This window comes from Metabacillus litoralis, assembly GCF_020524045.1.
Lineage (GTDB): Bacteria > Bacillota > Bacilli > Bacillales > Bacillaceae > Metabacillus > Metabacillus litoralis_C.
Window position 1 is genome coordinate 1 of sequence record NZ_JAIVKL010000034.1, and the last position, 12,479, is coordinate 12,479.

Sequence of the window (12,479 nt, forward strand, 5' to 3'; positions counted from 1 at the left end):
CTCAAAAAGTTCGATCTTCTTCTTAGCCATTCCCTCACCACCTTTATCGATCATCTTCGGTTAAAAAGATTGTACTCTTTATCGATTTTCGTGTCCAAGTGATTAAGGGGGCTTAAAAGGATTTTTTGATTTTATCTTCGATTTTTCGGATTTATCAACGATTCTGGAAATTTATCTTCGATTTTCCGGATTTATCTTCGATTAGACATTTTTCGACAAAAACCCTCATCAAAAATAACGCCCAGCTTAATTAAAAAACGGAACCATTACCCAAAGGCAATGGCTCCGTTCCATCGTAACTAATTATTTATTTAACGTATTACGATCTAATACCTTATCAATTAAACCGTACTCTAAAGCGCGTTCTGCTGTCATGAAGTTATCACGTTCTGTATCTTTTTCAATCACATCTAGTGGTTGACCAGTGCGATCTGAAAGGATTTTGTTTAATTTGTCACGCAAGAAAAGGATACGCTTAGCTGCGATTTCGATTTCAGTTGCCTGACCTTGTGCTCCACCTAATGGTTGGTGAATCATCACTTCACTGTTAGGAAGTGCATAACGTTTACCTTTGTCTCCAGCTGCAAGTAAGAATGCACCCATAGATGCAGCCATACCGATACAGATCGTAGATACACTTGGCTTAATGAATTGCATTGTATCATAAATTGCCATACCAGCAGTGATCGAACCACCAGGACTGTTTATGTAGATTGAGATGTCCTTCTCAGGATCTTCTGCTTCTAGAAATAGTAATTGTGATACAATAGAGTTTGCTACATTATCATCAATACCGCTTCCAAGCATGATGATACGATCTTTTAATAGACGAGAGTAAATGTCATACGCACGTTCTCCACGATTTGTTTGTTCAATAACTGTAGGGATTAAATTCATTATTATTCCTCCTTCATGATAAGAAAGATGTGTTCTAATTAGAACAGCACATAGATTTGTATTACTTATGTATTTCCATCATACAACTATGGTCAATAAAGGTCAAACGAAAAGCACGATGCATTTGATCTTTTTAACTTAGGCAATCTTTCTATGTATGTATATGTACTTCGTAAGCATAACATGTAAACATGATTCCCAAATTTTCTATATTTCAAACCGTTGATTGAAATGTTCGTTTACTGTTGAATGATCTAATCTATCTCAACAGATAGGGATAAAAAGACAGTTGAAATTAAAGGAAAGTTGCCGTATAATTTTCAGGTATTGATAGATATAGTGCGCTCGTAGCTCAGTAGGATAGAGCGGTGGTTTCCGGTACCACGTCTGCCGGGGGTTCGAATCCCTCCGAGCGCGTCAAAAAGCTAAAAATAGCAAGGACTTGAGTGGATCTCAGGCTCTTGTTATTTTTTAGTTTAGCTGTTTTCATAAGTTTTGTTTATAAAGAGCATGCATGTGGATGTACCTCTTTTCCGCGACGCTCAATTTTAGTGCATCTTTTATCGATTTCCACATAGTAATGTACTAACATCAAGATCTTCGAAAGGATTTGACAGGTTAAAAATCTTCAAACAAATAGTAAACTAGTAAAATAAAATGTAAACGCTTACCAAAGAGGTGATCCTCAATAACACTTCTTATCATTTTCGTGTAAAATAGAAACAGGGGGGAACAAAATGAGAATTGGGTTAATTCAAGAACAGTCGTTAAAATTAAATATGACTCAAGAGTTACAGCAAGCTATTGCTTTATTACAATATTCCTCAGCTGATCTTCTTTCCTATGTCCATGAATTATCAATGGAAAATCCACTAATCGAAGTAAAAGAAAACTTTCGATCTCCATACAGAAAAGTAAGTAAACATTCAGATAAACAAGCTTTCATTGAAAATACTTGTAAGGAAAAAACAAGTTTACGTGAACATCTACGATCACAGCTTATTGATTTTCACCTTGGGAAAAAGGAAATGGATTGTTTGCATTTATTAATTCATGCAATTGATTCGAATGGTTATTTAAAGGATTCTCTTACAGAACTTGCACCTGTTTTAGATGTGACTGAGGAGTATCTTGAAAGTAAATTATACTTTTTGCAGAGTTTAGAACCTGCTGGTGTTGGTGCACGCTCGCTGCAGGAGTGTATTTTGTTACAGCTACGTCGTTTACCAGTACGAAATTCCTTAGCTGAATTAATTGTTGAAGAACACTTTCAGGCTTTTGCAGAAAAATCTTGGAAGGATCTTTCTAAAAAGATAAAAACTAAATTAGTTGATATTCAAGAGGTGCTTGATCTTATTAAGAAGCTAGAACCAAGACCAGGTCTAAAATATGAGAGTGATGATCTCACCTATGTGACACCAGATATGACCATTGAGATAGTGAATAATCATCTTCATATTGTTTATCATGATGAATTAATGCCACAGCTCATTATCCACCATCCATTACAAACAGATCACGCAACAAATGATGAAACAGAAATGAAAGATTATTATTCTAAGAAACTAACACAAGGAAAATGGCTACAAAAAGCAATACAGCAAAGAAAAGAAACAATGATCAATGTGATGAAGGTGATTGTGGATAAACAAGAAGATTTTTTTCTTAAGGGAAAAAGCTTTTTAAAGCCATTAACATTGAAAAACATCGCTGATTTACTCGAAATCCATGAATCTACTGTAAGTAGAGCAGTAAAAGATAAATATGTGCAAACACCCCATGGTCTTATTAGTATGAAAACTTTCTTTTCAACCAAATTAGATGAAGAAAAAGGCGATGTGTCTGCTGCATCTGTGAAAATAAAACTCGTAGAAATGATCGCTACTGAAAATAAAAAGAAGCCATTATCAGATCAAAAAATAGCGAACTTATTAAAAACAGATTATGATATTAAAATATCAAGAAGAACAGTGACAAAATATAGAGAGCAATTAAATATTCCCACCTCTGCAGTTAGGAAAGAATATTAATTTGTAAAGGCTCTTTTCTGAAAGATTGTTGCTAATTGACCTATTTCTGGGTTAGAAATAATGTTTTCATTTCATAAATGAAACTATTCTAAAAGAAAAGATGCCAATAGACTTTATATATTGCTGTTTCCATCAAGTATAAAAGCAACAAAGTTACGAAAACAGTCTTTGTAAAAAACCTGAAATGGATGTGCCTGACAATATGAAAAAAGTGATTTTGTATTCTAAAGAAAATTGCCCACTATGTGATAAGGGATTAGACGTGTTAAAAGCAATTCAAAAAGAAGTTTCTTTTCAGTATGAAGTTATCGATATTTATAAAGATGATGCGTTATTAGAACTTTATCAAATTATGATTCCTGTTGTGAAAATTGATGAAGAGATCGTTTCTTATGGAATTTTGGATAAAGATGTAATAAGAAAGCGTTTACTTTAAAAAGTAGAGAAAGATTTCTTGAATAAGCAAATTTACCCTGTTAAAATGAAATTGTAGCAGGGAGATTTTTTTTTGAGAAGGTGGGACATAATAAGTCTCAGTGGGACGAATGAAGTCCATGCCGGCTCAGAAAGGGATGGCAAAATGAAATCATTAATAGAAGTACAGAAAAAATTATTGCCAGACCTACTACAGGTTATGCAAAAACGTTATCAAATTCTTCAATACATAAGATTGATGCAACCTATTGGAAGAAGAAGTCTCTCAATTAGCCTTGGGTTAAGTGAACGGATCTTAAGGAATGAAGTTCAATTTCTGAAAGATCAGAATTTAATCGATATTCACACCTCTGGCATGACTTTAACTGATGAAGGTTCGTCATCACTAAAGCTTCTAGAAGAAATGATGAAAGATGTTTTAGGGTTATCTTCTTTGGAAGAAAAATTAAAAAAGAAGTTTAATCTAAATCGAGTAATAGTTGTTTCAGGCAATAGTGATGACTCACCATGGGTAAAAAAAGAAATGGGAAGAGCTTGTGTAACATGTATAAAAGAGCGATTAATCGGTAAAAATATCGTCGCTGTTACTGGTGGTACAACACTTGCTGCTGTAGCTGAGATGATGACACCTGATAGTAAAAATCGCGAAATTCTTTTTGTTCCTGCTCGTGGTGGCTTAGGCGAAACAGTGGAAAATCAAGCAAATACGATCTGTGCTAAGATGGCAGAGCGTGCAAGTGGGATTTATCGACTTCTCCATGTTCCAGATCAGCTTAGTAAAGATGCCTATCAATCAATTATTGAAGAACCCTCAATTAAAGAGCTTTTAGCTATAGTGAAATCCTCAAGTATGGTTGTTCATGGAATAGGAGACGCTAAAACAATGGCAGAGCGCCGGAAAACACCGGATGTAGATTTCCAGAAGATTCAAGATGGAAATGCTGTCGCAGAAGCGTTTGGCTATTATTTTGATCAAGAGGGCGACATTGTACATAAAGTGAAAACTGTAGGGATTCAGCTTGATGACATTGAAGAGGTACCAAATGTAATCGCGGTTGCAGGTGGTGCGTCAAAAGCAAAGGCAATCCAAGCTTACATGAAACAGGCTTTAGATTCTGTTCTTATTACAGATGAAGGAGCAGCAAACGAGTTAATAAGGGACTAATACTCCCTGATTATATATGTTTGCCTTTCATTACGAGAGGGAAACAAACTAACTTATGATAGTATTGTTCAAAGGTACATAACCGAAGAACAAAATTAAAGGAGGAAATTAATCATGGCAGTAAAAATCGGTATTAATGGTTTTGGTCGTATTGGTCGTAATGTTTTCCGTGCAGCATTAAAAAATCCTAACGTTGACGTAGTTGCAGTTAACGATTTAACAGATGCAAATATGTTAGCTCACCTTTTAAAATATGATACTGTACACGGAAAGTTAGATGCAGAAGTGTCAGTTGACGGTAACAACTTAGTTGTTAACGGAAAAACAATTGAAGTTTCAGCAGAGCGTGACCCAGCTAAATTATCTTGGGGAGCTCAAGGTGTTGATATCGTTGTTGAATCTACTGGATTCTTCACAAAACGTGCAGACGCTGCAAAACACATTGAAGCAGGGGCTAAAAAAGTTATCATCTCAGCTCCAGCTAGTGATGAAGATATCACAATCGTAATGGGTGTTAACGAAGATAAATATGATGCAGGAAGCCACGATGTAATTTCTAACGCTTCTTGTACAACGAACTGTTTAGCTCCATTTGCTAAAGTATTAAACGACAAATTTGGTATCAAACGTGGAATGATGACAACTGTTCACTCTTACACAAATGACCAACAAATCTTAGATTTACCACATAAAGACTACCGTCGTGCTCGTGCGGCAGCTGAAAACATCATCCCAACTACAACGGGTGCTGCTAAAGCTGTTTCTCTAGTATTACCTGAATTAAAAGGTAAATTAAACGGTGGAGCAATGCGTGTTCCAACTCCTAACGTTTCTTTAGTTGACTTAGTTGCTGAATTAGATAAAGAAGTAACTGTTGACGAAATTAACGAAGCATTCAAAGCAGCTGCTGAAGGTGAATTAAGCGGTATCCTTGGATACAGTGAAGATCCATTAGTATCTGGAGATTACAATGGTAACCCAAATTCTTCTACAATCGATGCTTTATCAACAATGGTTATGGAAGGCAGCATGGTTAAAGTAATTTCTTGGTATGATAACGAAAGTGGTTACTCTCACCGTGTAGTAGATCTTGCTGACTACATCGCTTCTAAAGGACTTTAATTCTTTAAAAGAAGATAACAAGCAAGAATAACTGTATAATGTAAGAAAACGGGGAAAGGGGAGCATCCCCTTTCCCTTTTTTAGAAATATGGGCTTTTTGGTGTCGAGCTGTAGCGCCTAGCTCCTTGAGGTCACAAGCCAATTCTCAATGAAAGGTAAAGAACATCTTTCTGTGAGGCTCGTCTTGTGCTTGTCGGGGCTGAAACAGGCGCTTCCGCATATCTAATTAGGAGGGCTTTTTCATGAACAAACAGTCAGTTAAAGACATTGATGTTAAAGGGAAAGTCGTCTTTTGTCGCGTTGATTTTAACGTACCGATGAAGGATGGACAAGTAACAGATGAAACACGTATTCGTGCAGCTTTACCAACAATTCAATATTTAAGTGAGCAAGGTGCTAAAGTTGTATTAGCAAGTCATCTAGGTCGTCCTAAAGGTCAAGTTGTTGAAGAGCTTCGCTTAAATGCAGTTGCAGAAAAGCTTCAAGAACTTTCAGGCAAAAATGTTGTGAAAACAGATGAAGCTTATGGTGAATCTGTTAAAGCTGAAATTGCAAAACTAGAAGAAGGCGGCGTTCTCCTTTTAGAAAACGTACGTTTCTACCCTGGTGAAGAGAAAAATGATCCAGAATTAGCAAAAGCATTTGCTGATTTAGCTGATGTTTATGTAAATGATGCATTTGGTGCTGCTCACCGTGCACATGCTTCAACTGAAGGTATTGCAAAACATATCCCAGCAGTTGCAGGCTTCTTAATGGAAAAAGAGCTTGAAGTATTAGGTAAAGCATTATCTAATCCAGAGCGTCCTTTCACGGCTATTATCGGTGGAGCAAAAGTAAAAGACAAAATCGGTGTGATCGACAATCTTCTTAATAAAGTAGATAATATAATCATCGGTGGAGGATTAGCTTACACATTCATCAAAGCTTTAGGACATGATGTTGGTAAATCACTACTTGAAGAAGATAAAATTGATTTAGCAAAATCTTTCCTTGATCAAGCGAAAGAAAAAGGCGTTAATTTCTACATGCCTGTTGATATTGTTGTAGCAGATGATTTTTCAAATGATGCAAACACACAAATCGTATCAATCGACAGCATTCCAAGTGATTGGGAAGGTCTTGATTGTGGTCCGAAATCTCGTGAAATCTACGCTGACGTAATCAAAAACTCTAAACTTGTTATCTGGAACGGACCAATGGGTGTATTCGAATTAGATGCATTCGCAGGTGGTACAAAAGCAGTTGCAGAAGCATTAGCTGAGGCAAATGATACATATTCCGTTATCGGAGGAGGAGATTCAGCTGCCGCTGTAGAAAAGTTCAACTTGGCTGATAAAATGAGCCACATCTCTACAGGTGGTGGAGCATCTCTTGAATTCATGGAAGGTAAAGTACTTCCAGGCGTTTTAGCATTAAACGATAAATAAAGGCTCTTTTCTGAAAGATTGTTGCTAATTGCCTTAATATTGCAATTTAAACATTGTTCTTTTGCATAATAAGTCCAATTCTATTAAGAAAAGATGCCACCATGCTTGATAAAGTGCTGTTTACCTTGAGTTGTAAAAAAACAACAAAGTTTAACGAAAACAGCCTAAATAAAAAAGACAGTCTTCAATTTTAATAATGTCAAGATTAGTCGCGACTTCTTGGTGTTAATGAAAAAGAATGATTGTAAAAAAAGGGACGGTGTAAACATGAGAAAGCCAATTATTGCTGGTAACTGGAAAATGAACAAAGTTTCTTCTGAAGCAAAAAGCTTTATTGAAGAAGTAAAAGGTCTAGTACCTTCAACAGAAAGTGTTGACTCAGTGGTTTGTGCTCCGGCACTATTTTTAGAAAGCTTAGTTATTGCTACTAAAGGTACAGACTTAGAAATCGGTGCTCAAAATATGCACTTTGAAGAAAACGGTGCTTTCACTGGTGAAATTAGTCCAGTAGCTCTAAAAGATATCGGTGTAAGCTATGTAGTGTTAGGTCACTCAGAGCGTAGAGAAATGTTTGCTGAAACAGATGAATCAGTAAACAAAAAGACTTTAGCTGCTTTCAAACACGGATTAACTCCAATCGTATGTTGTGGTGAAACGTTAGAAGAGCGTGAAGCTGGAAAAACAAATGATCTTGTAGGAAACCAAGTGAAACAAGCTTTACAAGGTTTATCTGAAGATCAAGTGAAACAAACAGTTATCGCTTATGAGCCAATTTGGGCAATCGGAACTGGTAAATCTTCTTCTGCAGAAGATGCTAATGAAGTTTGTGCGCATATCCGTAACGTTGTAGCAGAGCAATTCTCTACAGATGCAGCAGAAGCTGTTCGTATCCAATACGGTGGAAGTGTTAAGCCTGCTAACATTAAAGAATATATGGCACAGCCTGATATCGATGGTGCACTAGTTGGTGGAGCAAGCTTAGAGGCACAATCTTTCCTTCAACTTGTGGAGGCAAACAAATGAGTAAGGCACCAGTTGCATTAATCATCCTTGATGGTTTTGCCGTTCGAGAAGAAACAATGGGTAATGCAGTGGCACAAGCTAAAAAGCCTAACTTTGATCGTTACTGGAATCAATATCCACATGCTGAATTAATCGCTTCAGGTGAGGCTGTTGGTCTTCCAGAAGGACAAATGGGTAACTCTGAAGTAGGTCATTTAAACATTGGAGCAGGTCGTGTTGTTTATCAAAGCTTAACACGTGTAAATGTTGCGATTCGTGAAGGTGAATTTGAAAAAAATGAAACCATTACGGAAGCAATTAACCATGTAAAGCGTACAGGTAAAAACCTTCATCTCTTTGGTTTAGTGTCAGATGGTGGAGTTCATAGTCATATTCAGCATTTATATGCTCTTCTACAGCTTGCAGCTAAAGAAGGCGTAGAAAATGTGTACATTCATGGCTTCTTAGATGGACGTGATGTTGGTCCAAAAACTGCTAAAACGTATGTGAATGAATTACAACAAAAAATCACAGAATACGGTGTCGGGGAAATTGCGACATTATCTGGACGTTACTACTCAATGGACCGCGACAAGCGATGGGACCGAGTAGAAAAATCATACCGTGCAATGGTTTACGGTGAAGGCCCAACTTACAGTCATCCAATGGAATGTATCGATGATTCTTATACAAACGGGATTTTCGACGAATTCATGCTTCCATCTGTTATGACAAAAGAAGATGGATCACCAGTTGCAACGATTAATGATGATGACGCAGTTATTTTCTATAACTTCCGTCCAGATCGTGCCATCCAAATTTCCAATACGTTCACTAATGAAGATTTCCGTTCATTTGATCGTGGTGAAAAGCATCCGAGAAACTTACACTTTGTGTGTTTAACACACTTTAGTGAAACAGTTAAAGGATATGTAGCTTTCAAACCAACGAACCTTGATAACACAATTGGTGAAGTGTTAGCGCAAAATAATTTAACACAGCTTCGTATTGCTGAGACTGAAAAATATCCGCATGTTACCTTCTTTATGAGTGGTGGACGTGAAGAAAAATTTCCTGGTGAAGAGCGAATTTTAATCGACTCACCAAAGGTTGCAACTTATGACCTTCAGCCTGAGATGAGTGCTTATGAAGTAACGGACGCGTTACTAGCAGAAATTGAAGCTGATAAATTTGATGCGATTCTTTTAAACTTTGCAAATCCGGATATGGTTGGTCACTCAGGAATGCTTGAGCCAACAATTAAAGCAATCGAAACGGTTGATGAATGCCTTGGGAAAATCGTTGATGCCATTATCGCTAAAGGCGGTAAAGCAATTATCACAGCTGATCATGGTAATTCAGATGAAGTGGTTACATTAGAAGGTGAGCCAATGACTGCTCATACAACAAATCCTGTTCCTGTTATCGTAACAGAGGAAAATGTAACACTTCGAAATGGTGGAATTTTAGGAGACTTAGCTCCAACCATGCTAGATTTATTAAACCTTAACAAACCAGCAGAAATGACTGGTACTACATTAATTCAAAAATAAAGGAGAGAAATTAAATGCCATACATTGTAGACGTTTATGCACGCGAAGTTTTAGACTCACGCGGTAACCCAACAGTAGAAGTAGAAGTACACACAGAATCAGGTGCGTTTGGTCGCGCATTAGTACCAAGTGGTGCTTCAACTGGTGAATATGAAGCAGTTGAGCTTCGTGATGGTGACAAAGACCGTTATTTAGGAAAAGGCGTTTTAACAGCTGTTAAAAACGTAAACGAATTAATCGCTCCAGAATTACTTGGTTTCGAAGTAACTGATCAAGTTGCAATCGACCAAGCATTAATCGAGCTTGATGGAACAGAAAACAAAGGTAAATTAGGTGCTAACGCAATCCTTGGTGTATCTATGGCTGCTGCTCGTGCTGCTGCAGATTTCCTACAAGTACCTTTATACCAATACCTTGGAGGATTCAACGCGAAAACTCTTCCAGTACCAATGATGAACATCGTTAACGGTGGAGAGCATGCTGATAACAACGTTGACATTCAAGAATTCATGGTTATGCCAGTAGGTGCTGAAAACTTCCGTGAAGCACTACGTATGGGTGCTGAAATTTTCCATAGCTTAAAAGCTGTATTAAAAGGTAAAGGCCTTAACACGGCTGTAGGTGATGAAGGTGGATTCGCTCCTAACTTAGGATCTAACGAAGAAGCTCTTCAAACAATCATCGAAGCTATCGAAAAAGCTGGTTACAAACCAGGTGAGCAAGTTATGCTTGCTATGGATGCTGCTTCTTCTGAGTTCTACAACAAAGAAGACGGTAAATACCATCTTTCAGGTGAAGGTGTTGTTAAAACATCTGCAGAAATGGTTGACTGGTATGCTGAAATGGCTTCTAAATACCCAATCATCTCAATTGAAGATGGATTAGACGAAAACGACTGGGATGGTCACAAGCTATTAACTGAGCGCCTTGGCGACAAAGTTCAACTTGTTGGTGATGACTTATTCGTTACAAACACGAAAAAACTTTCTGAAGGTATCGAAAAAGGAATTGCTAACTCAATTCTTATCAAAGTTAACCAAATCGGTACACTTACTGAAACATTTGATGCAATCGAAATGGCAAAACGCGCTGGTTACACAGCAGTAATCTCTCACCGTTCTGGTGAAACAGAAGACAGCACAATTGCTGACATCGCTGTTGCAACAAACGCTGGCCAAATTAAAACAGGTGCTCCATCACGTACTGACCGTGTTGCGAAATACAACCAACTTCTTCGTATCGAAGATCAACTTGTTGATGCAGCAAAATATGATGGAATTAAAACTTTCTATAACTTGAAGAAGTAATTTGAGTTAAGGGGCTGCCACACTGGGTGTGGCAGTTTTTTTGTTGGTTTGGTTTGCGGCTAGATGCGGGGGCGGTTTTTGTCGAAAATAGTCTAATCGAAGATAAATCCGGAAAATCGAAGATAAATTTACATAATCGATGATAAATCAGAAAAATCGAAGATAAATCGGCAGAATCGCCGATAAAGTTAAAATTCTCTCAACGAGTAGCAGGATATCCACCCTGAGATAGCGTATATTAAAGCGACAAAACAAAATGGAGTGAGAAAATGATCAAAAAAGACCATCAAATACCAGATATCATCCCGAAATTAGCTGCTTTGCTTCAAAGAATCCCGAAAACTCATCAACATAAAATCCCCACTATTACCGAAGACCTCAGAATAAGAACCGCAGGCTACCAGGGTGAAAAAGCAATCGACTATCCACTTAGTTTTCTAAACGAAAAGGACTATTTTATCTTCCATGGTTTAAGACTACAGACAAAATCACATTACTTTCAAATTGACACCCTTATTTTCACCAAAAAGCTTGTCATTCTTATTGAGGTGAAAAATATCTCTGGAACCATTTACTTTGATCAGGAATTCAAGCAACTGATTCAAACAAAAGACGGCGTCGAAAAAGGTTATTCCTATCCACTAACACAGCTAGACAGACAAGCGGCTCTGTTTCAAGAATGGTTAAAACTCAATAAACTCCCAAACCTTAAGCTTGCCACGCTAGTTGTCATTAGCCATTCTCAAAGTATTATCCGTACCTCCCCAAATAGCCACTTCATTAATCAAAAAGTCATCCACAAAGAAGATCTTCCAATGAAAATCAAGCAAATCGAAAAATCTCACTCTCACACATCTGAAACTCTCGATGAAAAAGATATGAAAAAAATCCTCAAAAGTCTCATCAAGCAGCATTCACCGTTAGAAACCAATGTATTAGAAAGATATCAAATAAATGAGCATGAATTAAGGAAAGGGGTGATCTGTCCTCATTGTGAGTATCTGCCCTTAGAAAGGATAAAGGCAAATTGGTATTGCCCCCAATGCAAAAATAAAGACAAATTGGCTCATGTACAGGCCTTAAAAGATTACTCACTTTTAATAAAACCAACCATCAAGAACTCTGAAGCAAGAGATTTTCTTCTTTTGAATTCATCCAGCACGGCTAATCGGTTATTACATGGCTTGAATCTCAAATACTCAGGAGCAAATAAAAATCGCCAATATGATTTAACACCTCTTAAATATTTGTAATATAGAAGGTGTTGCTTTGTGAGAGTTTTGTCGAAAATAGTCTAATCGAAGATAAATTCTGAAAATCGAAGATAAATTCGCATAATCGATGATAAATTAGAAAAACCGTTGATATTTTTCAAGAATCGAAGATAAATTTAATTTCCGCTTAGGATAGAGTGACAAAATGGATTAAGTCCATATAATTGTGTAAAAACAAAGAGTCATTTTATTCCTTCTTGTCAACAATGTTTTCAACGACGATAAACAAAGAGAAGAGGAATAAAAATGACTCAATTACAGTTTAAC

General features: G+C 37.1%; 10 protein-coding genes and 1 tRNA gene. 10 read left to right on the top strand and 1 reads right to left on the bottom strand.

Annotated elements, in window-relative coordinates; all coding sequences use genetic code 11:
* Positions 1 to 303 precede the first annotated feature (303 nt).
* Entirely contained in the window at positions 304 to 897 is a 594-nt protein-coding gene (gene clpP / locus LC076_RS23585; protein WP_226671559.1) for an ATP-dependent Clp endopeptidase proteolytic subunit ClpP, read from the bottom strand.
* A 341-nt stretch (positions 898 to 1,238) separates the two neighbouring features.
* On the opposite strand from clpP, the gene LC076_RS23590 reads away from it, so the two are divergent.
* The 10 genes from LC076_RS23590 to LC076_RS23635 all read left to right on the top strand — a co-directional run bounded on the left by LC076_RS23590 (position 1,239) and on the right by LC076_RS23635 (position 12,191).
* A tRNA-Arg gene (locus LC076_RS23590) sits at positions 1,239 to 1,314 on the top strand.
* A 320-nt stretch (positions 1,315 to 1,634) separates the two neighbouring features.
* A complete protein-coding gene (gene rpoN, locus LC076_RS23595; RefSeq protein ID WP_226671560.1) occupies positions 1,635 to 2,927 on the top strand; it encodes an RNA polymerase factor sigma-54 in 1,293 nt (430 codons plus the stop codon).
* 202 nt (positions 2,928 to 3,129) lie between these two features.
* Complete coding sequence (locus LC076_RS23600) at positions 3,130 to 3,363, top strand: glutaredoxin family protein (RefSeq protein ID WP_226671561.1); 234 nt, start codon at positions 3,130 to 3,132, stop codon at positions 3,361 to 3,363.
* A gap of 144 nt (positions 3,364 to 3,507) precedes the next feature.
* Positions 3,508 to 4,527, top strand: coding sequence for a sugar-binding transcriptional regulator (locus LC076_RS23605; protein WP_226671562.1), 1,020 nt, complete (start codon positions 3,508 to 3,510; stop codon positions 4,525 to 4,527).
* Between the two features lie 114 nt (positions 4,528 to 4,641).
* Positions 4,642 to 5,649 carry a type I glyceraldehyde-3-phosphate dehydrogenase gene (gene gap / locus LC076_RS23610; RefSeq protein WP_204955649.1) on the top strand — a complete coding sequence of 336 codons (1,008 nt, stop codon included), beginning with the start codon at positions 4,642 to 4,644 and terminating at the stop codon, positions 5,647 to 5,649.
* Between the two features lie 242 nt (positions 5,650 to 5,891).
* A complete protein-coding gene (locus tag LC076_RS23615; protein ID WP_226671563.1) occupies positions 5,892 to 7,076 on the top strand; it encodes a phosphoglycerate kinase in 1,185 nt (394 codons plus the stop codon).
* A 267-nt stretch (positions 7,077 to 7,343) separates the two neighbouring features.
* Positions 7,344 to 8,099, top strand: a complete 756-nt coding sequence (gene tpiA / locus LC076_RS23620) for a triose-phosphate isomerase (RefSeq protein ID WP_226671564.1) — start codon at positions 7,344 to 7,346, stop codon at positions 8,097 to 8,099.
* Positions 8,096 to 9,631: a 2,3-bisphosphoglycerate-independent phosphoglycerate mutase gene (gpmI, locus tag LC076_RS23625; RefSeq protein ID WP_226671565.1), complete on the top strand. Its 1,536-nt coding sequence runs from the start codon at positions 8,096 to 8,098 to the stop codon at positions 9,629 to 9,631. Before tpiA ends, gpmI begins: the two co-directional genes overlap by 4 nt.
* A 14-nt stretch (positions 9,632 to 9,645) precedes the next feature.
* A complete protein-coding gene (gene eno, locus LC076_RS23630) occupies positions 9,646 to 10,938 on the top strand; it encodes a phosphopyruvate hydratase (protein WP_226671566.1) in 1,293 nt (430 codons plus the stop codon).
* A gap of 269 nt (positions 10,939 to 11,207) precedes the next feature.
* Positions 11,208 to 12,191, top strand: a complete 984-nt coding sequence (locus tag LC076_RS23635) for a nuclease-related domain-containing protein (protein WP_226671567.1) — start codon at positions 11,208 to 11,210, stop codon at positions 12,189 to 12,191.
* Positions 12,192 to 12,479 lie beyond the last annotated feature (288 nt).